This window comes from Williamsia sp. z71, from assembly GCF_059553375.1.
Genome location: NZ_JCANWX010000006.1, coordinates 64,884 through 91,216 on the forward strand (window position 1 = coordinate 64,884; position 26,333 = coordinate 91,216).

Below are 26,333 nucleotides of genomic sequence, written 5' to 3' on the forward strand. Positions count from 1 at the left end.
CTCGTCCGCGACCGGAAGATGATGCCCCGCTACGCTCAACCCCATGCAGCGCATAATCGGAACCGAAGTCGAATACGGAATCTCGGCTCCGAACGATCCAGGTGCCAACCCGATCATGACCTCGACGCAGGCCGTGCTCGCGTACGCGGCCGCGGCCGGAGTCCCTCGTGCAAAGCGCACGCGGTGGGATTACGAGCCCGAATCGCCCCTGCGTGACGCTCGCGGTTTCGACCTCGGGCGCGGGTCCGGACCGGCTCCGATCATCGACGCGGACGAGGTCGGTGCCGCCAACATGATCCTGACCAACGGCGCCCGGCTCTACGTCGATCACGCCCACCCCGAGTATTCGGCGCCGGAGGTGACCGACCCGCTCGACGCGGTCATCTGGGACAAGGCGGGCGAACGGGTCATGGAGGCCGCGGCCCGGCACGTGGCGAGCGTTCCAGGAGCCCCGAAACTGCAGTTGTACAAGAACAACATCGACGGCAAGGGTGCGTCGTACGGGACGCATGAGAACTACCTGATGGCCCGGTCGACACCGTTCAACGCGGTGATCACCGGTCTCACACCGTTCTTCGCCTCCCGGCAGGTCTTCACCGGTTCAGGCCGGGTCGGCATCGGTCAGTCCGGCGACGAATCGGGCTTCCAGCTGAGCCAGCGCGCCGACTACATCGAGGTCGAGGTCGGTCTGGAGACCACGCTCAAGCGCGGGATCATCAACACGCGCGACGAGCCGCATGCGGACCCCGAGCGGTACCGCCGGCTGCACGTGATCATCGGTGACGCCAACCTCGCCGAGACCGCCACCTACCTGAAGGTCGGCACCACCTCGCTCGTTCTCGACCTGATCGAGGCGGGCGTCGAGCTGCGGGATCTCGAACTGGCCCGGCCGGTTCACGCCGTGCACGTCATCAGCCACGACCCGACCCTGCAGACGACGGTTGCGCTCGCCGACGGACGCGAGATGACCGCCCTTGCGCTCCAACGGATTTACCTCGAACGCGTCAGTGCGTTCCACGACGCCAATCACAGCGATGACGCGCGCGCCAAGGATGTCATCGACACCTGGGCCGACGTGCTGGACAAACTCGAACGCGACCCGATGGAATGCGCAAACCTCCTGGATTGGCCCGCGAAGCTCCGGCTGCTCGAGGGTTTCCGGCAGCGCGAGAACCTGGCCTGGTCGGCGCCGCGACTGCACCTCGTCGACCTGCAGTACTCGGACGTGCGACTGGACAAGGGACTCTACAACCGGTTGGTCGCCCGCGGATCGATGAAGCGGCTGACCACCGAGCAACAGGTGATGGATGCGATCGGCAGCCCGCCGGAGAACACCCGCGCGTACTTCCGGGGTGAGTGCCTGCGCCGCTTCGGTGCCGACATCGCGGCCGCGAGTTGGGATTCGGTCATCTTCGACCTCGGCGGGGAGTCGCTGGTGCGGATTCCGACGCTCGAACCACTACGTGGGAGCCGCGCGCACGTGGGCGAGTTGCTCGATTCGGTCGACTCCGCAGCCGATCTGGTCGCCCAACTCACCACCTAGAACCGAGTACGGGGGCAGTGAAATCGCCGCCTCCGCACGTGCATATCCGTGGCCAGATCACATTCGACCGGTAGGGTGATAGAACGTACGGTCCCAGCGGGACCGTGGTCTGAAGGAGGCAGCGATGGCGCAGGAACAAACCAAGCGCACGGGCGGTAACGACGACGACGGCGCCGGTGCAGATTCGGGTGCAGGTCAGGAACGCCGCGAGAAGCTGGCCGACGACACCGACGACCTGCTGGACGAGATCGACGACGTGTTGGAGGAGAACGCAGAGGACTTCGTCCGCGCCTATGTACAGAAGGGCGGCCAGTGACCGATCGGATCCGGTCCCTCGGCCAGGACATCTCATCTTTCTCCGACTATTTGCGTAACAACGCACCAGATCTGTTGCCCAGGAACAGGGTTTCGCCGGATATGGCTGCAAACATCCCGCACGGCACCACCATCGTCGCCGTGGCCTATCCCGGTGGTGTGGTCCTGGCCGGTGACCGGCGCGCCACCTCCGGCAACCTGATCGCCAGCCGCGACATGCGCAAGGTCTTCATCACCGACGAGTACTCGGCTGCCGGTATCGCCGGTACCGCAGGTGTGGCCATCGAGATGATCCGCCTGTTCGCCGTCGAACTCGAGCACTACGAGAAGATCGAGGGCGTTTCCCTCACCCTCGACGGCAAGGTGAACCGGCTCGCGTCGATGGTCCGGTCGAACCTGCAGGCCGCAATGGCCGGGCTGGCCGCGATCCCACTGCTCGTCGGGTACGACCCCGACGGTGTCGATCCGGCGCGTCCGGGACGGATCTTCTCCTTCGACGTCGCCGGCGACCGCCACGAGGAGCACGGCGGCTATCAGGCCATCGGCTCCGGATCGGTGTTCGCCAAGTCGGCCATCAAGAAGCTCTACCGCAGCGATCTGACCGCGGACGAAGCCTTGGCAGTCGCCATCGAGTCGCTGTACGACGCGGCCGATGACGATTCGGCAACCGGCGGCCCCGACATGGTGCGCGGTCTGTATCCCACTGCCGTGACCGTCACCGCGGATGGTGCCGCAGAGGTCTCCGCCGCCACGATCGAGCAGTCGGCACGCGGTGTCATCAGCAGGCGATCGGCGGATTACCACGGCACCGACGACGACACCGCCAACCGCGATTTCCAGAAGGGCGGTGACGCATGACCTTCCCGTATTACGCCAGTGCCGAACAGATCATGCGCGATCGTTCGGAGCTGGCCCGCAAGGGCATTGCCCGCGGTCGCAGCGTCGTCGCACTGACCTACGCCGACGGGGTCCTGTTCGTGGCGGAGAACCCGTCGAACACGTTGCGCAAGGTCAGCGAGATCTATGACCGCATCGGATTCGCCGCGGTCGGCAAATACAACGAGTTCGAAAGCCTGCGCAAGGCCGGGATCCAGCATGCCGACATGCGCGGATACAACTACGACCGCGCCGACGTCAGCGGACTGTCACTGGCCAATGCCTACGCCAGCACGCTCGGGGCGGTGTTCACCGAACAACCGAAGCCCTATGAGGTCGAGTTGTGCGTGGCCGAGGTCAGCCGTCCCGGCAAACCCGGTCCGTCCCAGCTGTACCGGATCACCTACGACGGCTCGATCGTCGACGAGACCCGCTTCCTGGTGATGGGCGGTTCCACCGAGTCGATCACGGCCTCGATGAAGGATTCTTACGATCCGGAGGCAGACCTGAGGGCTGCGTTGGCATCGGCGGTCACGGCTTTGGAAACACCACCGGCCGGCAATGGTTCGTCGTCTTCGTCGAGCAGTTCGTCGACGCCCGAACCTCGCACACTGCAGCCGGGTGACCTCGAAGTGGCCATCCTCGACCACGGTCGCCCGCGCCGCGCGTTCCGGCGTCTGACGGGATCGACCCTGGTCGACCTCCTTCCGGCCCGCGAAACCAACAACTGAAGAAGTTCTTCTCTGGTCACACGGCAGTAGGGTTGTAAACGTGCAGCGACGAATCATGGGTATCGAAACCGAGTTCGGTGTCACGTGCACTTTTCACGGACATCGGCGGCTCAGTCCCGACGAGGTGGCGCGGTATCTGTTCCGCCGCGTGGTGTCGTGGGGCCGGTCGTCCAATGTGTTCTTGCAGAACGGGGCGCGCCTCTATCTCGACGTGGGCTCGCACCCCGAGTACGCGACCGCCGAATGCGACAACCTGCAACAGTTGATCGAGCACGACCGGGCGGGCGAGTTGGTCCTGGAAGACCTGCTGATCGATGCCGAGCGACGGCTGGCCGACGAAGGCATCGGCGGCGACATCTATCTGTTCAAGAACAACACCGACTCCGCGGGCAATTCGTACGGCTGCCACGAGAATTATCTGGTGGTCCGGGCCGGGGAGTTCTCGCGGATCTCCGACGTCCTGTTGCCGTTCCTGGTCACGCGGCAGTTGATCTGTGGTGCGGGCAAGGTTCTGCAGACGCCCAAGGCCGCGACATTCTGCCTGTCGCAGCGGGCCGAACACATCTGGGAAGGTGTCTCGTCGGCGACCACCCGTAGCCGTCCGATCATCAACACCCGCGACGAACCCCATGCCGACGCCGAGAAATACCGGCGCCTGCACGTGATCGTGGGGGATTCGAACATGGCCGAGACCAGCACGATGCTCAAGGTCGGGTCGGCGGCGCTGGTGCTGGAGATGATCGAGGCCGGGGTCGCGTTCCGCGATCTGGCTCTGGACAACCCGATCCGAGCCATCCGCGAGGTCTCGCATGATCTCACCGGCAGCCGTCCGGTCCGGCTCGCCGGCGGACGTCAGGCCACCGCGCTCGACATCCAGCGCGAATACCACTCACGCGCGGTCGAACATCTCAAGACGCGTGAGCCGAATCAGCAGATGACCCAGGTGGTCGACCTGTGGGGCCGGATGCTCGACGCGGTCGAGACCCAGGATTTCGCGAAGGTCGACACGGAGGTCGACTGGGTGATCAAGCGCAAATTGTTCCAGCGCTACCAGGACCGGTACTCGATGGAGCTGTCCGATCCCAAGATCTCGCAGCTCGATCTGGCCTACCACGACATCAAACGCGGGCGCGGCGTGTTCGATCTGTTGCAGCGCAAGGGTCTGGCCGCGCGGGTCACCACCGATGAGGCGATCGCGGCTGCGGTGGACACGCCGCCGCAGACCACCAGGGCCAAGCTCCGTGGAGACTTCATCGCGGCCGCGCAGAAGGCTGGTCGTGACTTCACCGTCGATTGGGTGCACCTCAAGCTGAACGACCAGGCCCAGCGCACCGTGCTCTGCAAAGACCCGTTCCGCAACGTCGATGAGCGCGTCGAACGCCTGATCGCATCTATGTGAAGGTCTGTGTCCTAGGCTGATCCCGTGGCGACCAACAAGGTTGAACGGCTGATGAACCTGGTGATCTGCTTGCTGTCCACCAGTCAGTATCTTTCCGCCGATCAAATCCGCAACAGTGTGATCGGATATCAGGATTCGAAGTCCGATGAGGCCTTCAACCGGATGTTCGAGCGCGACAAGAACGAGCTGCGCGACCTCGGTATCCCGGTGGAAACCGGCCGTTCGTCGGGATTCTCGTCAGTCGACGGCTACCGGATCAACCGGGCCGAGTACGAACTGCCCGATATCTCGCTCGACCCCGACGAGGCTGCCGCGGTGGCACTTGCCGCGGCACTGTGGGAATCGCCGGAGCTCGCGGCCTCCAGTCACAGCGCCTTGATGAAGTTGCGTGCGGCCGGCGTCCAGATGGATCCGGGATCGGCGTTCGACGAGAACTCCACGGCGATTCATTCGAGTGCCCCGCAAGGTATCGGGTCGCCTGCGGTGCTCGGTGCATTGCTCGCCGCGCTCGACGAGAACCGCCCGGTCCGTTTCGAGCACCGGCCGGGGCCGACGTCGCCCCATGTGACCCGGACCGTCGAACCGTGGGGTGTGGTCACCCATCTCGGGCGCTGGTATCTCGTCGGACATGACCGGGACCGCGGACAGACCCGTACCTATCGGCTCACCCGCATCCTGTCGGTGACCCCATTCGGCAGGGCAGGCGAACTGACCCGGCCCAGCAATGTCGATCTTCGTCAGATCGTCGCCGAAGCCGTCGATCGATCCGGACCGGCCGTCACGGCCCATGTCTGGGTGGCCGAGAACCGGGCCGCCGGTTTGCGCCGCATCGCGACGTCGTCGCAGCCCGGGAAACACGAGGGGCGGGCCGGCAGCATCCTGAGCATCGCGATGAGGTCGACCGATGGTCTGACCCGTCAGGTGCTCGGCGCAGGCACCGACGCGTTCGTCCTCGATCCGCCGGAACTGCGTGAGAACGTCATCGAGGAACTCGACATACTCAGCGAGGCGGCCCGATGAGTGCGGGAACCGATCGACTCAACCGCATGCTGGCCATGGTCCCGTACTTCTTGGCCCATCCCGGCGTCAATGCCGCCAAAGCGGCCGTCGACCTGGGCACCACACCCAAGCAGGTTCTCGAGGACCTGCAGCAGCTGTGGATGTGTGGCCTTCCCGGATACACGCCGGGCGACCTGATCGACTTGTCCTTCACCCCCGACAGCGTCGAGGACGGTGTCGCGGTGACCTTCTCGGCCGGCATCGACCGGCCGTTGAAACTGACCGGGTCCGAGGCCGCTCCGCTGCTCGTGGCCCTACGTTCGTTGATCGATGCGTCCGGGGTCGTCGATCCCGCCGCGGCCAGGCGAGCCATCGCAAAGATCGAGAACGCGATGGGATCGAGTCTCGGTGAGGCGGTCACCGAGACACCGGCCGACCTGTCCAAGACCGGTGACTCCGAAGCGGTGACCGCGGTTCGTGAGGCGGTCCGCGGCCACCGGGCGGTGCGGTTGCGGTATTACTCGGCCACCCGAGACGTCGTCGGAGAGCGGGTGGTCGATCCGATCCGCATCCAGGCGATCCAGGGTCGCGGGTATCTCGAGGGTTGGTGCCGGAGCAGCGAGGGCATCCGGCTGTTCCGCTTCGACCGGATCGAAGCGGCAACGGTGCTCGACGAGACCAGTTCGCCGCCGCCGACGACCGATGGCAGCGCCTTGGCCCTGTTCGACAGTGACTCCGACCTGCCCGAAGCGGTGGTCGAGATCGATCAGGACGTGGTCTGGGTTCTCGACTATTACCTGATCGAGCCTTTGGACCCGGACGGTCTGGCCGGTTCGCAGGGGCCGGTTGTCGCCACCATGAGGTACGGGTCGGCCGACTGGCTCATCCGATTCATCCTCGGCTTCGGTGGCAAGATCAGGGTCCGTGATCCGGAGATGGCCGACGAGGTCCGGGCACGGGCCACTGCCGCGCTGTCCATGTACCGCTGAACCTGACTTGTCCATCCGCTGACCGCTCGCTGTGAGGCCGTTGTTCGACCCGTTAGGGTTGGCCCGAGTCCGGTAGCATTGCGGAGGAACTCAACGGGAGAGGTAACTGCACAATGAATGCATTACAGCCATGGCACATCATTCTTGTGGTGGTCGTGTTCTTGATCCTTTTCGGATCGAAGAAGCTGCCGGACGCCGCGCGCGGTCTGGGACGTTCGATGCGCATCTTCAAGAGTGAGGTCAAGGAGATGCAGAACGAGAACAATTCGGACAAGCCCGCATCGGCGCAGACTCCCGAGTCGCGGCCACAGATCACTTCGGGTCTTGACGGAACACCGACGAATACCCCCGAATCCGAACGTCGTTCCGCCTGATCCTCGTCCTCGCCGTTCTGGTGGGTGGGTCACTTGTGTCCAGGTGACCCGCCTACAACCGACCCCTGAGTAGTCGACCACGTGCGCATACCTTTTGACCCTCGGCGCCGTAAGCGCAAGGTGAATCCTGACGGCACCATGTCGTTGGTCGACCACCTTCGCGAGCTGCGTAACCGACTGTTGATCTCTGTCCTGGCGATCGCCCTGACCACAATCCTCGGATTCGTCTGGTATTCGCACGGGTTTTTCGGCCTCTCGTCCCTCGGCGACCTGCTGCGCCAGCCCTACTGTGATCTGCCGGCGTCGTCCCGTGCCAATCTCACCGGCGACGACACGTGTCGCCTCCTGGCGACGGGCCCGTTCGACCAGTTCATGCTGCGCCTCAAAGTCGCTCTGACCGCGGGCATCGTCATGGCCTGCCCGATCTGGTTCTACCAACTGTGGCAGTTCATCACCCCCGGCATGGTCGAGAAGGAACGCAAGTACGCGGTCACGTTCGTCTCCTTCGCCGCAGCCCTGTTCCTCGCCGGAACGGCGCTGGCCTACCTGGTGATGGCGAAGGCGTTCGAGGTCTTGTTGACGATCGGCGACAACGTGCAGATCACGGCACTGGCCGGTGATCAGTACTTCAGCTTCCTCATCCACCTGCTGATCATCTTCGGTGTCAGTTTCGAACTGCCGTTGCTGATCGTCGCGCTGAACATGGTTGGCGTCCTGACGTATGCGCGATTGAAGGCGTGGCGACGTGGCCTCATCTTCGGCATGTTCGTCTTCGCGGCCTTCTTCACCCCGGGCTCGGATCCATTCACCATGCTGGCACTGGCCGGCGCGCTCTCGATCTTGCTCGAGATCGCCATCCAGGTCGCTCACCTGCACGATTACCGTAAAGCGAAGCGTGAGGCCCAGGAATGGGGCAACGTGAGCGACGACGAAGCCGCTCCGATCGATCCGGCAGGCCCGGTCGGGCATGTTCCTGATCCGGTGCAACCACCAGAACCGGTGTCGGCGACGTCCCGAGGCAGTGGAGCCGATCTCTACGATGACACTCTCTGAAACACGCACCGAACTCGAGAAGTTCGCCGGGCGACAGGCGTTTGCCCTTGATCCATTCCAACGTGATGCCTGCATAGCGCTGGAAGACGGTCATGGTGTCCTCGTCTGCGCGCCGACCGGCGCCGGCAAGACGATTGTCGGTGAGTTCGCGGTACACCTGGCGCTCGCCGGTGGGTCGAAATGCTTCTACACCACACCCATCAAGGCGCTGAGCAACCAGAAGTTCGCCGATCTGGTTCGCGCGCACGGTGCCGAAAACATCGGTTTGCTGACCGGTGATTCGTCGATCAACTCCCACGCCCCGGTCGTTGTGATGACCACCGAAGTGCTGCGCAACATGATCTACGCGAACTCACCCGCGCTGCAGAACCTGTCGCATGTGGTGATGGATGAGGTCCACTTTCTTGCCGACCGGTTCCGCGGAGCCGTCTGGGAAGAGGTCATCCTGCATCTCGAACCCTCGGTACGGGTGGTGAGTCTGTCGGCCACGGTCAGCAACGCCGAGGAATTCGGGTCCTGGATCCAGACCGTTCGCGGCGACACGACCGTCATCGTCGACGAGCACCGGCCCATCCCGCTCACTCAGCACATGCTGGTCGGCAACCGGTTGTTCGATCTGTTCGATCATCGCGACCCCAAGGACCCGAACAAGAAGCCGGCGGTCAATCCGGAGCTGACCCGCTACATCCGCCAACGGGAACTGGCAGCGCGGCGCGATGACGACTTCTCCATCCGCGGTCCACGGGGACGTGGTCAGCGAAGCGATCACCGTCGCAGCGGCGTCCGTCCGGTGTCGCGGCCCGAGCTCATCGCACGTCTGGATCGCGATGGCCTGCTTCCGGCCATCAGCTTCATCTTCTCGCGGGCCGGCTGTGAGGGCGCGCTGAGTCAGTGCCTGCGTTCGGGTTTGCGGCTGCTCGAACAGGACCAGGTCGAGCAGGTGAATCTGATCGTCGACAAGTATGTCGCCGAGCTGACCCCCTCGGACCAGGACGTGCTCGGTGTTCACAGCTGGCGGGAGGGATTGACACGCGGTTTCGCCGCGCACCATGCCGGACTGCTGCCCGCCTTCCGGCACGCGGTTGAAGAGCTGTTCGTCAAAGGTTTGGTCAAGGTTGTATTCGCCACCGAGACACTGGCTTTGGGCATCAACATGCCCGCCCGTTCCGTGGTGCTGGAGCGATTGATCAAGTACAACGGCGAGTCACACAACGACCTGACGCCGGGGGAGTACACCCAGCTGACCGGCCGGGCCGGGCGGCGTGGGATCGACGTCGAAGGCCATGCCGTGGTCGTCTGGACCGAGGACCTCGACCCCACCCGGGTCGCCGGACTCGCCGGTGCTCGTACGTTCCCGTTGCGCAGTTCCTTTGCGCCGGAATACAACATGGCCGTCAACCTGATCGGCCGTCTGGGACTGGCCGGTTCCCGTAACCTGCTCGACCGCTCGTTCGCACAGTTCCAGGCCGACCGGTCCGTGGTCGGACAGGCCCGGCAGATCGACACCGCACGCCGCCAACTCCGCAAGATCGAGGTGGAACTGGAGGCGCGGGCCGAAGGCCGCGGCCTCGACGCCGGCATCGACGGCTTTCTCGGGTACACCCGTCTTCGTGAAGAGATCCGGGCCCGTGAACGTTCGCTGAAGTTCGAGAACCGAATGGCTGTGCAGCAGAGCACGGTTGAAGACCTCGCCGCGCTCAAGCGTGGTCAGGTCATCGGCCTGGCCGGTGGTCGGCATCGTGGGCTGGCGGTGGTGTTGGAGCCCGCAACCGACTTGCGCGACCCAAAACCGTTGGTGCTCTGTGAGGACGGCTGGGCCGGTCGGGTCGGCCCGCGGGATTTCCTCAACCCACCACAGGTACTCGGCCACATGCGGCTGGCGAAGCAGGTCGATCGCCGTACCGGCCGGGGTCGTCGTGACCTCGCCTCGGCGCTGCGTTCCACGGGCATCGAGATGCCCCGCGGCAAGCAGACCAGGCGCACCCGGGCCGCCGATGACCCTGGCCTGAACCGTCTTCGCACAGAGTTGCGTGAGCACCCGGCGCATCAGATCCCCGCTCACGACGAGTTGTTCCGGCTCGCCGAACGCCGTAACCGGGTGTCGCGGGAGATCGCGGCACTCGAAGAATCGGTGTCGGCCCGCACGTCCACACTGGCCGTCAACTTCAATCGGGTCGTCGCGGTTCTCACCGAGTTGGGTTATCTCGAACAGGTCGAACACAAGTCGAACGGCGACATGACCGTGACGCCCGCCGGCGAAGTCCTGAGTCGGGTCTACAGCGAGAGCGATCTGCTCATCTGCGAGTGCATCCGCACCGGGCTCTGGGACCACCTCGGCGCAGCCGAACTCGCGGCCGTCGCCTCGGCGGTGGTGTACCAGTCACGCCGAGACTCGTACGGTGGCGCTGATCTGGTGACCGGTGTCTCCAGTGTGCGAGAAGCGTTGAGTCGCACGCATGCAGCATGGAAAGACCTGGCGCGTGTCGAGATGAGTCACATGGTGGAACCGACCCGCGAGCCGGATGCCGGTTTCGCCACGGCCATTCACCTGTGGGCGACCGGTCGCGGCCTGACCGAGGTACTCGCGGCAGCGGGCGAGCAGGGCACCTCTCTGCCTGCCGGAGATTTCGTTCGCTGGAGCCGTCAGGTCATCGACCTCCTCGAGCAGATGCGGGTCGCAGCCGGGCTCGGCGGATCGGATCGCTCGAAGCTGGCCCGTTCGGCGGCAGCGGCGATCACGGCGATTCGGCGCGGCGTTGTGGCTGTCGAACTCGGCTGAGCGCCCGCGAGTTTTCGCTGAGCGCCTGCCCGAACGGCAATAGGTTGTGCGGTATGTTCGGGGTTCGGAAGTCCTGGACTTGCGATCGCGCGACGCGAACAGGTGGAGGGAAATACATGAGCGGGCCCAACGACCCGAACAACCAGGGTGGCGGTTCCGCACCCGGGCAGTGGCAACCAGGACAAGGGCAGCCAGGGCAAGGGCAACCGGGTCAGGGTTCTGACCCGTGGAACCAGCAGACCTACGGCTACCCGGCCGGCGGCCAGCCGCCGCAAGGTCAACCCGCCCAGCATGGTTGGGGCCAGCAGCCTCCGCAACAGCCCGGTCCATACGGTCAGCCGGAGCAGTACGGTCAGCCCGGTCAATACGGCCAGCCGGGACAGCCTCCTCAGTACGGACAACCAGGTGCACCGCAATACGGCCAGCAGCCGCAATACGGTGCGCCCCAGGGTCAACCGGGCCAGTACGGCCAACCCGGCCAGCCGGATCAGTTCGGGCAGTACGGCCAGCCGGGGCAGTTCGGGCAGCCCGGTGGCGACCAGTTCGCGGGTATGACACCACCGAAGAAGTCGAAGAGGCTGCCGCTGATCATCGGTGCCGCAGTGGTCGGTGTCGCCGCCGTCGTCCTGGCGGTCACCGCATTCTGGCTTCCGGGATTCGCCGTGACGAAGGTTCTCAGCCAAGACGCGGCCCAGAAAGGTGTGGCGTCGGTTCTGGAGAACGACTACCAGGCCAAAGACGTCGAGAACGTCCGGTGCCCCGCCGATCAGGAGATCAAGAAGGGCAGCAGCTTCACCTGCACCGCGACCGTTGCCGGCGCGAACCAGCAGGTCAAGATCACGTTCCTCGACGATGAGGGCAAGTACGAGGTCGGTCAGCCGACCACCCAGTAGGCAGTTCGGACGGCCGGTGGACGCGTCAGCCCATCTGCCAGCCGAGTGCCTTGCCCAGTCGGCCGATCGATGAGCCGATACCGAGTTCTTCGATCAGGTCGGCAAGCGCTGCGGGGTCGGCGGGTGCGGCGGGGAGGCGACCTTCGGTGTCGCCGATGATCTCCGCGTCGGTCTTGACGAACACAACGGTGCGGGCCCCGCGCAGGTAGTCCGCGCCCTCGGCGAGCGACTTGCGTTGACGCGGTGAGATCCGCTTGTCGCTCGTTGTCGATGCCGCGCGTTCGAGTTCGTCCAGGTTTCCGAACTCGTGAAGCAGCTTCGACGCGGTCTTCTCACCGATGCCCGTCACCCCTGGCAACCCGTCCGACGGATCTCCGCGCAGGATCGCCATCTCGGCGTAGGCCGAACCCGGATTCGCTGTTGGTACGTCGTACTTCTCGGCGAGTTCCTCCGGCCCGAACATCTCGGCCTTGGCCAGGCCGCGTCCCACGTACAGCACGCGCACCGGAACCGGGTCGTCGGAAACCACCTGCAGCAGGTCGCGATCACCGCTGACCACCACCACCGGATCTTTGGCTTCGGAGTCGGCGAGGGTTCCGATCACGTCGTCGGCTTCGCAGCCCTCCGCTCCCGCCGTGGCGATCCCGGCAGCGGCCAGAACTTTCATGATCATGTCGACCTGAGGTGTCAGGGTGTCCGGGACCTCTTCAGACCCGTCGCTCGCACCTGCGGCCACGCGATGCGCCTTGTACGACGGGATGAGATCGGTGCGGAAGGCCGGCCGCCAGTCGAGGTCCAGGCACACGATCAGTCGTTGCGGATGCTCCCGGGTGACCAGAGAAGCGATCATGTCGACGAATCCGCGGACTGCGTTGACCGGACGCCCGTCGGGTGCCGTCATCTTCTCGGGCAGGGCATGAAAGGCCCGAAACCAGAGGCTGGCACCATCGAGCAACATCACTGGGGCAGTCATGCCTAAACCATGCCAGATCGGCGCCGATCATCGGAGCACTGCGGTCAGGTGGCGCTGCGTTCGTCCGAACCCAGGACATCGAGCACGGCCAGTTGCGACTCGGCATCGCCGGTGAGCGGCTGACTCGAAGGACCCTGTCGCAACGCGATTTTCACGTCGGCCCGACTGATGTTCGCCGGGGCCGTCGAGGCCACGAAGGACAAGAGCAGGTCGATGAAGCGGTTCGGGTCATCCCGGAACGGAAAATGACCGGCCTTGTCGAAGATGACCATCTGAGAGCCGGGCATCGCGCTGTGGAGCATATGGGCGTGCTGCACCGGGATCACCTGATCGTCCGAGCCCCACACGATCAGGGTCGGGATACCGGCGCTCAGGTAACAGCGGTCGAGCATGGTGACCACCTGACCGCGCCAGTCGACAGCTGATCGCAAGGTCCGGGCGAAGACCTCGGCCGATCCCTTTTCCGGCATCCGTTCGAGCACCCGGACGATCTCGTTGTTGTCACGGAACAGTGCAAACGGCAGACGATCGCGCAACGTGCGCGAAGCCGTTGCAAATGCGGAGAACACTCCCGGGACCGAGACCACCCCCAGGGCGTACTCGGAGAAAGGCAGTGACAACGCTCGCAGGACCGGATTGACATCCTTGGTGACACCGCCGGTGCCCACCAGCACCAACCGTTCGACCATCTCGGGGAACTGATACGCGAACTGCCCGGCCACACCACCGCCGAGTGAATGACCGACGATCGTCACCCTTTCGATGTCGAGGTACGTCAACAGATCGCGCATTCCGTTGGCAAAAGCGGGTACCGAGTAGTCGGCACGTGGACGGTCCGAGAAACCGTGTCCGAGAAAGTCGGGTGCGATCACCGTGTATTTCTCGCTGAGCTGCGTGAACACAGGTTCCCAGGCCAGGGAGTTGTCGCCGATTCCGTGCAACAACAGCAACGCCGGACCCGAGCCGGCCATCCGATAGGCACGCTTGTATCCATGCAGGTTTGCGAACTGGACCTGAGAATCATCGGTAGGAACAGCCCGTAGTCGACGTCGGACGCCTTCGCGGTCCACGGTGACCTCCTGGGGGTATGTTCAGAACTGATATCTTCCGTTGCCTGCATTCTCCGCGTAAAACGGTGTTTTCGCCCGGTTAGAGATCGCTCATTGCATGTTGTGATTCGACTGGAACACACCTCCGCCGCGTTGTGACACGCGTCCGGCGGCCGGCCACATCACGAGCGGTGCGACCGATAGCCTTGAATCCATGGCAGATCAACGATTCTCGGCAGCGGTGTACAAGTCACGTCTGGATCGGGCGCAGGAGCTCACGGCGCAAGCGGGCCTGTCAGCGCTGTTCATCACTCCCGGACCCGACCTGCGGTATCTGACGGGCTCTCGGGCCAGCACATTCGAACGGCTCACCGCCCTGGTGATCAGTCCGGGCCGGGCTCCCGAAGTAGTTGTGCCACGGCTGGAGTTGGCGGCGCTGCGCGAGTCGGCCGTCGGCGAACTCGGCTTGACCGTCCACGATTGGGTTGACGGCCAGGATGCCTATGCACTCGCAGTTGTTGCTGCCGGAGGAGCAGGCGACCGATACGCCGTCTCCGACGCGACGCCTGCGCTGCACACGGTCCCACTGGCAGGCCGATGGGGCGGCGCACCAGAACTCGCCACTGCTGTCCTGCGTGAATTGCGGATGATCAAGGACGACGCCGAGATCGACGCGTTACGCCGGGCCGGCGCCGCGATCGACCGAGTACATGCGCGGGTCGGGGAGTGGCTCAAAGCCGGTCGCACCGAACGTGAGGTCGCTGCGGACATCGACGCCGCCATTCTCGCCGAAGGGCACACCCGAGCCGAGTTCATCATCGTGGGATCCGGCCCCAACGGTGCCGACCCCCATCACGAGGTGTCGGACCGGGTGATCGAGGACGGCGACATGGTTGTCGTGGATATCGGCGGACCGGTCGCGCCGGGATACAACTCCGATTGCACCCGAACCTACTGTGTCGGTACACCTTCCGATGTCATCGCGCGTCAGTATGAGTGGCTGCAACAAGCCCAGCGGGCCGCTGTGGCCACAGTGCGCCCCGGCGTCACCGCCGAGGAGGTCGACGCCGCGGCCCGGGACGTATTGGCAGCCGCCGGACTCGCCGACAAGTTCGTTCACCGCACCGGTCACGGCATCGGCCTCTCGGTTCATGAAGAGCCGTATATCGTTGCGGGCAACAACATTCCGCTGCGTCCGGGCATGGCATTCAGCATCGAGCCGGGCATCTATTTCCCCGACAGTTGGGGCGCACGCATCGAAGACATCGTGGTCGTCACCGAAGATGGCTGCGAAGCGTTCAATTCCCGACCACACGAGCTGAAGTCGGTCTGATCCAGGCCTCAGATCGGCTCGATCAGTTCGGATAAATGTTCGACTTATTGAGCCCTCCAGGGTACACTGATTGAAAGCGTTCTGATCAGATGTGCTGGGGGGCATGATGACTGACGATCCGCCTGTTGAATCTTCGGTTGACTCTTCGGTTGATTCCTCGCCGGTTCCGGTATTGGTGCGCAAGTACCTCGAGTTGGAGTTGCTCGTTGCCGATATCGCGGACTGCGCTGATTCCGATATGTCTGGCGCGGAAGTCAATGAGCTTGTGCGGGTGCATGAACGGATCGCCCGTAAGGTCGAGTTCACCGGGTTGCGTCACCTGTTGCGGGTCTCGGATCGGTCATCGTTTACCGAAGCCGGGTATTCGTCACTGTTCGGTTTCACCCGTAGCGAGTTGCGGTTGACCAAAGGGCAAACCATGTCCCGGATCCGGGCCCTGGAGGCGGTGGGCCGGTTTCATACGTTGCAGGGTGAGGTGTTGGCGCCGAAATGCCCTGCGGCCGAGCAGGCGTGGTCGAAAGGTTTGATCGGGGCGGCGCATATGGATGTCATGTTGGATGTGCGCAAACAGATCCCGTCGGCCTCTGATCCGGCAGTGTATGACGTGGTGGATCATTGGATGACCGAAGAGGCCGTCGGCCAAGATCCCACCCAGTTGACCGCCGCCGGTCGCGCGGTGTTGGCCCGGGTCGACCCTGATGGTCGGTTGACCGATGATTCGGATCGGGCTCGTAAACGGTCGATGGGTATCGGGGATCAGGGGGTGGATTTGATGGCCAAGATCACCGGCACCCTGGACCCGGAAACGTTGGCCTTGTTGCGGACGGTGATGGATGTGTGGGCGGCGCCGGGGATGAACAATCCAGCCGACCCGAACTCGCCGACCGGTGCGTCCGATGATCCGAAACAGGATGCGGAGCTGGTCAGAGCTGCTGCTGAGCGGGATACCCGTTCGAAGGGCCAACAATGTCACGACGCGCTCAAGGCGATCCTGAAGACCATTTTGGAGTGCAATCTGCTGGGCAAGTCGCATCGTGGTTTGCCGGCGCAGTTGGTCATCACGATGACCAAGCAGCAGCTCGACGAGTGTGCGGGGATCGCCAGAACGGCGTCGGGGGTGGATATTCCGGTCGAAGAGGCCCTGGATCTGGCGGCGCGGTCGGACAAATATCTGGCCGTCTTTGCTGACCACAGTGCTGAGGTGTTGTATCTTGCCCGGACCAAACGGACCGCGCAGAAGGGGCAACGGTTGGCGTTGTTCGTCCGGGATCGGGGTTGTTCGCATCCTGGTTGTACCAATCCGGCGACCTGGGTCGAGGCCCATCATCTGCTTGCCTGGATCAATGGGGGTTTGACCGATATCGACATGATGGGATCAGCCTGCCCGCCGCACCACAAACTCATCGGTGATGGACCGCATCAGTGGCAGACGATCATGATCACCGAAGGCCCCGACACGGGTCGGGTCGGGTGGATACCGCCGGCGTCGGTGGATCCGGAACGAAAACCGCGGGTCAACCGGGCCCAGCATGTCAACGAAACCCTCGCAGCAGCCTGGGAGAAGGTACTGGCCGATCGCCGGGCGGTGTTGGCCGAAAAGTTGGCGGAACTGACGGACCGCGAACCTGAGGTCCAACCCGATCCCGAACCGGATAGCCCGCACCAAGATGCCTAGCTTATTGCTCAGGCGGTGACCATCAGCGACTGCGAGCCCAATACACGCTCTACGTTGATCTGGATGACCACGCGGCGTGGGTTCACTTTGGGCTCTTTGTAGCGAGCCGCGTAGCGGCGAACACCTTCGGCGACAGCCTCTGGGTCACGGTGGACTGATGCTTCGCCTTCCAACGTCAACCACTGTGGACCGTTCACCTGAAATACCGCCGCGTATCCGGAGCGGTCGACGTTCTTCACCTTCTGGCTGCCTTCGAAGGTGATCACTCGCGCGATCTTCGCCTCGGCGTCGTAGGTGAATCCCACAGCGACAACATGGGGGGTCCCCGACGCACGGACGGTGGTCAGACTCCCGAGGTGGCGTTCGGTGAGGAAGTCCAGTGCTGCGGGGGTGAGGTCGTCTGCTGTTTTGGGCACAAGTCGACCTTAGCCAACGCTACGAAGTTCAATTGTTCGGATCACTCACTAGATACCGTGTGCATGAAATCATCAGTCGATGACTGACCTCGCCAGCGCACCTTTGGAACTTATTCGCGGACAGAATGTTTCCATCGAATCCTTGGGTGGTGGTGACGATGTGGTCGCCGTAAGCGTGGTCAGCAGATTTCCCGGAGAGGAAGCGCCGACGCCCGATGCCAGCATTCTGTTGCTGGACGCAAGCGACAAGGTCCGATCGAACGCCGATTTTGTGTTCTACAACCAACGTGAAGGCGCCGGCGGAGCTGTCCGACTCGATGGAAACGAGGCCTCCGATGAGGATTCAACCGCTGATCCATCGCCGATCGACGACCTCCTATACGTGGATTTTGCCCGTTTACCGGACGAAATCGAACGAATCGTCGTAGGCGCCAGCCTCGACGATGGCGCCAACTCGACCTTCGCTCATGCTGAGAGCCTCGAAATCACCCTTATGCCAGGCGATTCGGATAACCCAACAGCACGTTTCAATCTGTCAGTCGACGAGCCGGTCCGGGCATTGCTGTTCGGCGAGTTCTATCGTCGGGATTCCCTCTGGAAGTTTCGGGCGATCGGCCAGGGATACTCGGGCGGACTGGCCGCGTTGGCGGCTGAGTTCGGTGTGGAGATCGACGACCCCGCCGAATCTGGCGAGAACGGTTCACCTGGGGCGGACACTGTCGCGGTGGACACTCAGGAAACCGCACCGGCAGATGTTGATGTGACTCCTGCTGACATCGCGGTGGTGGCCGAGTCAGTTGCGACCAAGCCCTCGGTGAAATCTTCAATGACCACCAGAAAGGCACTCCGTCCACCGAAGTTGCCATCGTGGTCGCTGGTTCCCGAACTGGCCGAAGGCGGCGCGGAGTGGGATCGCTCTCGCTTGTTCTCGGTGTCCGCAATCGGTACCGGCGATGAACGCGAACGACGCGCGGTCTCAGCGCTCTTGGCCGTGATGGCCGGAGTGCGGGAATTCGGTCGCGAGATGGTGGCGCGCAGCGGTGGACCGGCCGGATCGATCGAGACGTACATCGAGCCCGAGTTCGAATGGAATGACAAGAAGCTTCGTCCGGATGGATTGATCAGAATCACCCGCGGGGCGAAGCAATGGACCGCGCTGGTCGAAGCCAAGTCCTCGTCATCCAAGCTCACCACCGATCAGGTTGAGACCTATATCGACATCGCCCGTAGCCTCGGATTCGATGCGGTGATCACCGTCAGCAATCAGTTGTTGGGTGCGCATGATCAGCATCCCGTGGTGGTGGACAAGCGCAAACTCAAAAGGGTCTCGCTACAGCATCTTTCGTGGGACGAGATTCGATCGGTTGCGATCCAGATGTCGATGCACAAACAAGTCCAAGACTCGACTCAGGGTTGGATCTTGCAGGAGTTTGTCAGGTACCTACAGCATCCAAAGTCTGGACTACATGGCTTCACCGACATGGGGGCGCAGTGGGGCCAAGTTCGCGATGCGGTGAAGACCAAAACCCTGAGTGCCGACTCAAAAGGCGCGGTTGAGGTATGCAATCTATTTGATCAGTTGGTCCGGCATATCGGCCACGATCTCTCGTGTCTGCTGAGCGCGGACGTGCGACCGATCTTCCCAAGGTATCGACCGGACAGCACCAGCCGGATTCAACAGTTGGCGGACTCGGGCTTCATGTTCGGCTCACTGCGTATCCCAGGCGCGACCGGAACATTGACGCTGGCCATCGACCTTCGGTCCGACGTCCTGGAATGCTCGACCATCATCGATGCCCCTCGGGAAGGACGTCCCGCGACTCGCATCAATTGGATCGTCAAACAGATCCCCGATGCGCATGCGGACACCCGGATCGAATCGATTCTGGCCGGGCGTACGTCTTCCAACGTAGGTGCGTTGTTGGGAGTCCTCCGCGATAAGCCCGAGGCGCTGCTTCCCGCGGATGGAAAGCTACCCAAACAGTTCAAAATCACTCGCTCCCACACGCTGGCCCGGAACCGCGGAAACGTCGTCATCTCAGCGAACAAACTGGTCGAAGAATTCTATCGGGACATCTTGCAGGTGATCCGTGCGCCGAAGAAGCCCAGCCCTGTGAAGGAGTGACTGCAGCCCCAAATTTGGTCGTTTGGGATACTGGCCCGGTGAGTAATGGGCGAGTGGTTGTGCTGTTCGGTGGTCGCAGTGAGATCGGGCTGGAGGTGGCGGCCCGGATCGCTGCCGGGGCGACGGTGATCTTGGCGGCTCGCCGATCAGAGGACCTCGCTGATCAGCGCGAACGGCTGGAGTCCGAGAATGCGGCGGCAGTCCACACCATCGAGTTCGATGCGAACGACACCTCGGCGCATGAGGGCCTCATCCAGCAGATCGTTGCCGAGCACGGACCCATCGACGATGCGATCGTGGCCTTCGGCATCCTGGGCGATCAGGCGCGGGCAGAGGTCGACAGTGCCCACGCCCTGCAGATCGCACACACCGACTATCTCGCCCAGATCAGCGTCCTGACCCCGTTGGCCGTCGCGATGCGCGCCGCGAAGCGCGGCAATATCATCGTCTTCTCTTCTGTGGCCGGCGTCCGGGTCCGCCGCGCCAACTACGTCTACGGCTCCACCAAAGCCGGACTCGACGGCTTCGCCAGCGGATTGTCAGATGCCTTGCACGGCAGCGGGGTACACCTCCTGCTGGTGCGCTCCGGTTTTGTCATCGGCAGCATGACAAGAGATTTGATGGCCTCCGGTACCAAACCTGCCCCGATGTCGAGCACCGCACCACAGGTTGCCGACGCAGTGGTGAAAGCGTTGCACCAAGGTAAGCGTGTGGTGTGGGTGCCCGGAAAACTGCGCCCGGTCTTCTTCGTGATGAAACTCCTGCCCCAGGCCATCTGGCGGCGGATGCCGCGATGAGTGAACCGAGGTTTGTGGTCGTCGGTATCGGCGCCGACGGCTGGGACGGCCTGTCCGGGAAATCGCAGGACGAATTGCGCTCTGCCACCGACATTTACGGTTCCACTCGCCAGCTGGATCTGCTTGCACCTCTGGAAGCCACACGTCACCGGTGGGACAGCCCGATGTCCGAACACTTGCGGCGACTATTGGCCGAGCCACACCCGCAGACCGTTCACATCCTTGCCTCGGGCGATCCGATGTTCCACGGCGTCGGGGCCTCGATCGTCAAACAGGTCGGCGCCCAACATGTTCGCATCCTGCCGGCCGTCTCGAGTGTCAGCCTGGCCTCGGCCCGCCTCGGCTGGGACCTGGCCACGACCCGTATCAGCAGTGTTGTCGATCGACCGATTGACTCGATCCTCTCCGATGTCTCCGATAGCGTTCGCCTGCTGATCCTGAGTCGCGACAACACCACTCCGGCAGCCGTCGCCGACCTGCTCACCGCTCATGGGTTCGGCTGGTCGCAGATGACAGTTCTCGAACAGCTCGGTTCCGACCGGGAACGCCAGGTCACCGGTATCGCGCGAACCTGGACGGGACCTGCCGGCGACCAGCTCAACATTGTTGCCGTTGACTGTCTTGGTCCGGCCGTCAGCAGCCAGGCAGGTCTACCGGACACCGACTTCAGCCACGACGGGCAACTGACCAAACAGGCGGTGCGGGCGCTGACAGTCACCGCCCTCCGGCCTGCCGCACGCCAACTGCTGTGGGATGTCGGTGCGGGCGCGGGTAGCGTCGCCATCGAGTGGCTGCGCACCGACCGGACCTGCTCCGCAATCGCCTTCGAATCGAACGACGTACGCCGGGGACGCATTGCGCACAACGCGGCCCAGCTCGGTGTGAGCGCAGGATTGACCGTCCTCGGGGCGGCACCCGATCAGCTGGGTCATGCACCCGATCCCGACGCGATTTTCATCGGGGGAGGGGTGACAATCCCGGGGGTCGTGGAGGAGTGCTGGGATGCCCTGCTCGACGGTGGACGGATCGTGGCGAACGCCGTCACCCTCGAATCCGAGGCTGTTTTGGTGAAATGGCATGCTGCCCTGGGCGGTACGCTTCGTCGATTCCAGATCGACCACGCCGAGCCACTGGGATCGATGACGACCTGGCGTCCAAACCTACCGGTGACACAGTGGATCGCCGACAAGCCGAGGATCAACTCATGACGGTGTACTTCATCGGAGCCGGACCCGGCGCCGCCGATCTGATCACACTTCGCGGTGCAAAGCTGCTCTCGCGGTGCAACACCTGCCTTTATGCCGGGTCGCTGGTCCCGGCTGAGATGCTCGAGCATTGTCCCCCCGGCGCCACATTGATCAACACCGCGAAGATGCCGTTACCGCAGATCATCGAGCACATCGTGACCGCGACCCGTGCCGGCCATGACGTGGCGCGCTTGCATTCCGGCGACCCCGGACTGTATTCGGCGGTGGCCGAACAGATCAGATTGCTGCAGCCGCAAGGAATCTCGTACGAGATCGTCCCGGGTGTTCCGGCCTTCACCGCGGCGGCTGCGGCATTGGGACAGGAACTCACCGTGCCGGGAGTCGGTCAGTCGCTGCTGATTACGCGAGTGTCCACGCTCTCGACCGATATGCCCGAGGGGGAGCAACTCGAGGAGCTCGCCCGCACGGGTGTCACGATGGCGATCCACCTGGCAGCCCATCGAGCCCTACAAATCGTGGATGCATTGACGCCGCATTACGGCAGCGACTGTCCGACGGCAGTGGTCGCCTTCGCCGGCCGCGACAACCAGCAGATCGTTCGGTGCACGTTGACCGAACTCCCGAACCAGCTGGAACGACACGGTATCCAGCGCACGGCGGTCATTTTCGTCGGACGCGTCCTGGCCGCCGCAGAGTTCCCGGACAGTTATCTCTATTCATCTGCCAGGATGACCAAGCTGCGCACCGACCCCCATCTGTCATGAGCGAGGGGACGGTCCTCATCCTGGGCGGTACCGCCGAAGCCCGCGCTCTGGCAGCGCAGCTCGTCGGGGACGGAGTGCAGGTTGTCACCTCACTCGCCGGCCGGGTCAAGAATCCGGCGCTACCGGTCGGTGATGTCCGGATCGGCGGGTTCGGCGGCATCGACGGTCTGCGAACGTGGCTGCGTGACAACACCTGCACGGCAGTGGTCGATGCGACGCATCCGTTCGCCCGTCAGATCTCCGCCAATGCCGGAGCCGCAACTGCGAGTCTCGATGTGCCGATGCTGACACTGCGACGACCCGAATGGTCGGCGCAACAGGGGGATCACTGGATCGACGTCCCGGACATCGCCGGCGCTGCCAGAAGCGTCGCGGAATCGGCCCATGAAAAGGGCGATATCCGAGTCTTCCTCACCACCGGTCGCCAAGACGTCGATGCTTTCGCCGACATCGACGACGCCTGGTTCCTGATCCGACTCGTGGACCCGCCCGAGCGGTCGGTGCCGTCCCGGCATCAGATCCTCCGCAGCCGCGGCCCGTACACCGTCGAAGGTGAACTGGCCCTGTTGCGCGAACACCGCATAGACGTGGTCGTCACGAAGAACAGTGGAGGCCAACTGGTTCAAGCGAAACTTGAAGCAGCGCGGTGCCTTTCGCTACCGGTCGTCATGGTTCGGCGACCGTCCCCACCCGGCGGCGAAACCGTCGAAACGGCTTCGGCCGCCGCGGACCGGGTCCGTCAGTTGCTCTCGTAGCGGCGGTTGGTGAACGCCAGCGGACCACCGATACGGTCCACGACCGTGGTGGTCGACGAACCGATGATCAACAGTGTCCGCATGTCGACCACGGCCGGATCGAACTCCCCGACGGTGGTGATCACCACCGACTGCTCGGGGCCACCGACGTCGCGCCCGAGGATGATCGGTGTCGACGGGTCCTTGGATTCCAAGACGATGTCCTTGAGTTCGGCGACCTGCCAATTCCGGCTGACCGATCCCGGGTTGTAGATCGCGAGCACCAAATCCGCGGCCAGCGCGGCACGCACGCGCGCAGTGATCACGTCCCAGCTCTTGAGCCGGTCGGACAACGAGATCACCGCATAGTCGTGTCCAAGCGGCGCGCCCGCCAGACTGGCAACGGCGTTCGCCGCGGTCACCCCGGGCACGACCCGCACCGGGACATCGCGCCATTGCGGGTCGGCCGCTTCTTCCACCACCGCAGCCGCCATCGCGAAGACACCGGGGTCGCCGGACGACACCACAACGACCCGGGCGCCGTTCTTCGCCAGATCCAGCGCCATGCAAGCCCGTTCGGACTCGACCCGATTGTCGCTGGGGTGCATACGTTGTCCGGGGCGGGGGGTCACCCGATCGAGATAGGTCTTGTAGCCCACGAGGTCGGTGGCCTGGGCCAGCTCCGCGCGCACTTCCGGAGTCGTCCACCGGTCGGCGCCTGGTCCCAAGCCCACGACAACGACCTCGCCGATGGCACCGGAATCCGCTGCCGGTGGTTGCGCACTGTTGAGCTCGCCCGGGATCACGACCATCGAGAAGTACGGCACCGTCGATGCGTCGACATCGACGACAGGCATCACCTTCTGTGCGCCCGTCGAAGCTCGTTCGACATACCACGCCCGGCTGAGGACACCCGACTCACTCAACGCTGCAACCACTTCCGGGAAGGTGCGGCCCAGTTTCATGATCGCCACCGCATCACTGTCCCGCAGTCGGCGAACCAGTTCGGCCTTCGGAAGCGTGCCAGGCAACACGGTCAGGGTCTCATCGGCTTCGACCAACGGCAGCCCGGTGGCGGCTGCCGAAGCACTGACCGATGTGACGCCCGGGATGATCTCGGTGTCGAACCGGTCGGTCAGTCGCTTGTGCATGTGCATATACGAGCTGTAGAAGAGCGGATCACCCTCGGCCAGCAACGCCACCGAGCGACCTGCCCGCAGATGTTCGGCAAGAACCTCCGCGGAGGCGGCATAGAAGTCGTCGAGCGCTCCGCGATAGCCGCCGGGATGATCGGTCGTCTCGGTGGTCACCGGATACATCAGCCGAACCTCCAGCTGACCATCCCGAAGATAGGGTTCGGCAACCGACCGGGCGATCGAACGGCCGTGGCGTGCACAGTGATACGCGATCACATCGACCTCACCGATGACCCGCGCGGCCTTCACGGTGACCAGCTCGCTGTCCCCGGGTCCCAACCCCACGCCCCACAATTTTCCGCTGCTGGTCATCGTCATTCCACCTTCGAGGCAAGTGCGTTGAGGGCGGCGGCGGTGATCGCCGATCCGCCGCGACGGCCGAGTACGGTCAAGTACTCCAGGTCGTTCCGATCGGCAAGCGCTGCACACGATTCCGCGGCACCGATGAAGCCGACCGGCGCACCGATGACCGCGGCCGGCCGGGGTCCGCCGGCATCGATCAGCTCGAGGAGTGCGAACAGTGCGGTCGGTGCGTTCCCGATCGCCACCACCGATCCCTCGAGCATGGGACGCCAGAGTTCCACCGCCGCAGCGGTTCTTGTGGTCTCCAGCTCGGCAGCCAGGTCGGGGAGCCGATTGTCACCCAGCAGGCAGAGCACCTCGTTGCCCGCAGGCAACCGCTTGCGGGTGACGCCGGAAGCGACCATGTTCGCATCACAGAGGATCGGCGCACCGTCCTCGAGTGCCGTACGTGCTGCGGTCACCAGATCGGCACTGGCCCGGACGTCGGTGGTCAGATCGACCTGTCCGCAGGCGTGGATCATCCGGACTACGACCTGCGAGAGGTCGTCTTCGAACATTGAAAGATCGGATTCGGCACGAATCGTCGCGAATGACTGCCGGTAGATCTCGGCGCCGTCTCGAATGTAGGTGTACATAGTGCTCGTCACCATAGATGCCGATCAGAGTCGGCGACGCTTGTACCCCGACGGTGTTGCCTCGACCCGAAGATGGTTCCCTGGCGGCGAGCCACACCCGCGTTCACAACCGACCCAGTGCTGACGGTCGTCGACGGCAGCGCCACCAGAGGTCAGGTGCAGTTCGAGGTCGCCGCGGACATCGGCGTGCGACTTGTCGCAGCCCGGCGAGCCGGTGCAGTCGGTGACCTTGGTCCACGGTGAGTTCTCGTCGAAGATCAGGCCCATCGGCGCCAGCACCCGAAGTACGGTGTCGGCCATGCCTTCTGACAGGTCGACGATCAAGATCTCTTTCCGTGGTGTCAGGTAGATGTCGCGTTCGATGGCAGCCAGGAACTCTCCGACGCGTGCCGGGATCCGGCCGTGCGCGACCACCGAGCCGAGTGCCACCAGGTCATCGGTGTCCTGCGCGAGCCAGCCCACCTGCGGTGTCGACGTGGGCTTCGACCTCGAATATTCGCCGGTTTCCGGCAGGGTCGCCAACACTTCGTCGATCGCGGGGCGGTCGGCGACATCCTGGACGCGCCACTCGTCGGTCCGGTCGGCGAGAAACGCATGGGCCAGATCGATCATCAGGTCCGCGGCGCCGTCGGCCGACACCCGCCGTCCGGTGGGCGTTCCGCCGATGAGCACGTCGAACGCCCGCTCATCCAACGCCAAAACGCCGATGTCGGGACCCTGGGTCACGATGTCGCCACGACCGTCGTCGAAGCCGAACAGGATCCTGGCCGGAAGCTCCGCGAGTGTGGGATCGGACTGCAATGCGGCGTCGAATTCTTTCAGGATCGGTCGCGCGTCGACCAGGCCTCCTCGCCGCCCGGTCAATGCCGAGAGCTGCAGGTTGCGGACGCGTTCGTGACTGGGGGACGGGATCAGGCCGGCCTCGAGGATGCGCTGACCGGCACCGTCCACGTCACCGATCCCACGCAGCTGGACGTTGCCGCGCGAGGTCAGTTCGAGATGACCGTCTCCGTAGTCGTCCGACACTCCTACCAGGGATTTCATCTGGCTTGGTGTGATCAGTCCGCCGGGTAGCCGGATCCGTGCGAGGTGGCCATCTGCCGCCGGGTGCGCCGAGAACACACCAGGGCAACGATCGGACGGTCGACTCATGGGGTCCACGGTACTGGCGGTC

Annotated in this window: 24 protein-coding genes; 18 read left to right on the forward strand and 6 right to left on the reverse strand. The window is 63.9% G+C overall.

Annotated elements, in window-relative coordinates; genetic code table 11:
• Positions 1 to 43 precede the first annotated feature (43 nt).
• The 11 genes from dop (at position 44) to AC51GR_RS15530 (ending at position 11,951) form a co-directional block, all read left to right on the forward strand.
• Positions 44 to 1,543, forward strand: a complete 1,500-nt coding sequence (gene dop / locus AC51GR_RS15480; RefSeq protein ID WP_496325526.1) for a depupylase/deamidase Dop — start codon at positions 44 to 46, stop codon at positions 1,541 to 1,543.
• 124 nt (positions 1,544 to 1,667) lie between these two features.
• Positions 1,668 to 1,859 (forward strand): ubiquitin-like protein Pup, encoded by a 192-nt coding sequence (locus AC51GR_RS15485; RefSeq protein WP_331885465.1) that lies wholly within the window; start codon positions 1,668 to 1,670, stop codon positions 1,857 to 1,859.
• Positions 1,856 to 2,716, forward strand: coding sequence for a proteasome subunit beta (gene prcB, locus AC51GR_RS15490; RefSeq protein WP_496325527.1), 861 nt, complete (start codon positions 1,856 to 1,858; stop codon positions 2,714 to 2,716). The genes AC51GR_RS15485 and prcB overlap by 4 nt, the downstream gene beginning before the upstream one ends.
• A complete protein-coding gene (prcA, locus tag AC51GR_RS15495; RefSeq protein ID WP_496325528.1) occupies positions 2,713 to 3,465 on the forward strand; it encodes a proteasome subunit alpha in 753 nt (250 codons plus the stop codon). Before prcB ends, prcA begins: the two co-directional genes overlap by 4 nt.
• A gap of 40 nt (positions 3,466 to 3,505) precedes the next feature.
• A complete protein-coding gene (gene pafA / locus AC51GR_RS15500; RefSeq protein WP_496325529.1) occupies positions 3,506 to 4,864 on the forward strand; it encodes a Pup--protein ligase in 1,359 nt (452 codons plus the stop codon).
• A 24-nt stretch (positions 4,865 to 4,888) separates the two neighbouring features.
• Positions 4,889 to 5,884, forward strand: coding sequence for a helix-turn-helix transcriptional regulator (locus AC51GR_RS15505; RefSeq protein WP_496325530.1), 996 nt, complete (start codon positions 4,889 to 4,891; stop codon positions 5,882 to 5,884).
• Positions 5,881 to 6,852 (forward strand): helix-turn-helix transcriptional regulator, encoded by a 972-nt coding sequence (locus AC51GR_RS15510; protein WP_496325531.1) that lies wholly within the window; start codon positions 5,881 to 5,883, stop codon positions 6,850 to 6,852. The genes AC51GR_RS15505 and AC51GR_RS15510 overlap by 4 nt, the downstream gene beginning before the upstream one ends.
• Positions 6,853 to 6,965: 113 nt before the next feature.
• On the forward strand, positions 6,966 to 7,226 hold the full coding sequence (tatA, locus tag AC51GR_RS15515; RefSeq protein WP_496325532.1) for a Sec-independent protein translocase subunit TatA: 261 nt from the start codon (positions 6,966 to 6,968) through the stop codon (positions 7,224 to 7,226).
• Between the two features lie 81 nt (positions 7,227 to 7,307).
• Positions 7,308 to 8,279, forward strand: coding sequence for a twin-arginine translocase subunit TatC (gene tatC / locus AC51GR_RS15520; RefSeq protein ID WP_496325533.1), 972 nt, complete (start codon positions 7,308 to 7,310; stop codon positions 8,277 to 8,279).
• Entirely contained in the window at positions 8,266 to 11,058 is a 2,793-nt protein-coding gene (locus AC51GR_RS15525) for a DEAD/DEAH box helicase (protein WP_496325534.1), read from the forward strand. Before tatC ends, AC51GR_RS15525 begins: the two co-directional genes overlap by 14 nt.
• 116 nt (positions 11,059 to 11,174) lie before the next feature.
• Positions 11,175 to 11,951: a DUF4333 domain-containing protein gene (locus AC51GR_RS15530; protein ID WP_496325535.1), complete on the forward strand. Its 777-nt coding sequence runs from the start codon at positions 11,175 to 11,177 to the stop codon at positions 11,949 to 11,951.
• Positions 11,952 to 11,976: 25 nt separating this feature from the next.
• On the opposite strand, the gene AC51GR_RS15535 is transcribed toward AC51GR_RS15530, so the two are convergent.
• Positions 11,977 to 12,909: a 5'-3' exonuclease gene (locus AC51GR_RS15535; protein ID WP_496325873.1), complete on the reverse strand. Its 933-nt coding sequence runs from the start codon at positions 12,907 to 12,909 to the stop codon at positions 11,977 to 11,979.
• A gap of 59 nt (positions 12,910 to 12,968) precedes the next feature.
• On the reverse strand, positions 12,969 to 13,994 hold the full coding sequence (locus tag AC51GR_RS15540) for an alpha/beta fold hydrolase (RefSeq protein WP_496325536.1): 1,026 nt from the start codon (positions 13,992 to 13,994) through the stop codon (positions 12,969 to 12,971).
• Between the two features lie 193 nt (positions 13,995 to 14,187).
• Between AC51GR_RS15540 and AC51GR_RS15545 the strand changes: the two genes are divergently transcribed.
• Together AC51GR_RS15545 and AC51GR_RS15550 are read left to right on the forward strand one after the other, a co-directional pair.
• A complete protein-coding gene (locus AC51GR_RS15545; RefSeq protein WP_496325537.1) occupies positions 14,188 to 15,306 on the forward strand; it encodes a M24 family metallopeptidase in 1,119 nt (372 codons plus the stop codon).
• 175 nt (positions 15,307 to 15,481) lie between these two features.
• Positions 15,482 to 16,981, forward strand: coding sequence for an HNH endonuclease signature motif containing protein (locus AC51GR_RS15550; RefSeq protein WP_496325538.1), 1,500 nt, complete (start codon positions 15,482 to 15,484; stop codon positions 16,979 to 16,981).
• Between the two features lie 8 nt (positions 16,982 to 16,989).
• Here the strand turns inward: AC51GR_RS15550 and AC51GR_RS15555 are convergent, their stop codons facing one another.
• Positions 16,990 to 17,397, reverse strand: a complete 408-nt coding sequence (locus AC51GR_RS15555; protein ID WP_496325539.1) for a PPOX class F420-dependent oxidoreductase — start codon at positions 17,395 to 17,397, stop codon at positions 16,990 to 16,992.
• A gap of 79 nt (positions 17,398 to 17,476) precedes the next feature.
• On the opposite strand from AC51GR_RS15555, the gene AC51GR_RS15560 reads away from it, so the two are divergent.
• Genes AC51GR_RS15560 through AC51GR_RS15580 form a run of 5 tightly spaced genes read left to right on the forward strand, consistent with a single transcriptional unit; the run spans position 17,477 to position 23,046 of the window.
• Positions 17,477 to 19,522, forward strand: coding sequence for a TerD family protein (locus AC51GR_RS15560; protein ID WP_496325540.1), 2,046 nt, complete (start codon positions 17,477 to 17,479; stop codon positions 19,520 to 19,522).
• 38 nt (positions 19,523 to 19,560) lie between these two features.
• Entirely contained in the window at positions 19,561 to 20,319 is a 759-nt protein-coding gene (gene dprE2 / locus AC51GR_RS15565; RefSeq protein WP_496325541.1) for a decaprenylphospho-beta-D-erythro-pentofuranosid-2-ulose 2-reductase, read from the forward strand.
• Entirely contained in the window at positions 20,316 to 21,527 is a 1,212-nt protein-coding gene (cbiE, locus tag AC51GR_RS15570; protein ID WP_496325542.1) for a precorrin-6y C5,15-methyltransferase (decarboxylating) subunit CbiE, read from the forward strand. The genes dprE2 and cbiE overlap by 4 nt, the downstream gene beginning before the upstream one ends.
• On the forward strand, positions 21,524 to 22,291 hold the full coding sequence (gene cobM, locus AC51GR_RS15575) for a precorrin-4 C(11)-methyltransferase (RefSeq protein WP_496325543.1): 768 nt from the start codon (positions 21,524 to 21,526) through the stop codon (positions 22,289 to 22,291). The genes cbiE and cobM overlap by 4 nt, the downstream gene beginning before the upstream one ends.
• Positions 22,288 to 23,046, forward strand: a complete 759-nt coding sequence (locus tag AC51GR_RS15580; RefSeq protein WP_496325544.1) for a cobalt-precorrin-6A reductase — start codon at positions 22,288 to 22,290, stop codon at positions 23,044 to 23,046. Before cobM ends, AC51GR_RS15580 begins: the two co-directional genes overlap by 4 nt.
• On the opposite strand, the gene AC51GR_RS15585 is transcribed toward AC51GR_RS15580, so the two are convergent.
• From AC51GR_RS15585 to cobG, 3 genes are read right to left on the reverse strand one after another with little or no spacing between them, the layout of a single operon-like run.
• Positions 23,031 to 24,539 (reverse strand): precorrin-2 C(20)-methyltransferase, encoded by a 1,509-nt coding sequence (locus AC51GR_RS15585; protein ID WP_496325545.1) that lies wholly within the window; start codon positions 24,537 to 24,539, stop codon positions 23,031 to 23,033. The genes AC51GR_RS15580 and AC51GR_RS15585 overlap by 16 nt on opposite strands.
• Positions 24,536 to 25,159 (reverse strand): precorrin-8X methylmutase, encoded by a 624-nt coding sequence (locus AC51GR_RS15590; RefSeq protein WP_496325874.1) that lies wholly within the window; start codon positions 25,157 to 25,159, stop codon positions 24,536 to 24,538. The genes AC51GR_RS15585 and AC51GR_RS15590 overlap by 4 nt, the downstream gene beginning before the upstream one ends.
• A gap of 24 nt (positions 25,160 to 25,183) precedes the next feature.
• Positions 25,184 to 26,311 carry a precorrin-3B synthase gene (cobG, locus tag AC51GR_RS15595; RefSeq protein WP_496325546.1) on the reverse strand — a complete coding sequence of 376 codons (1,128 nt, stop codon included), beginning with the start codon at positions 26,309 to 26,311 and terminating at the stop codon, positions 25,184 to 25,186.
• Positions 26,312 to 26,333: the final 22 nt, after the last annotated feature.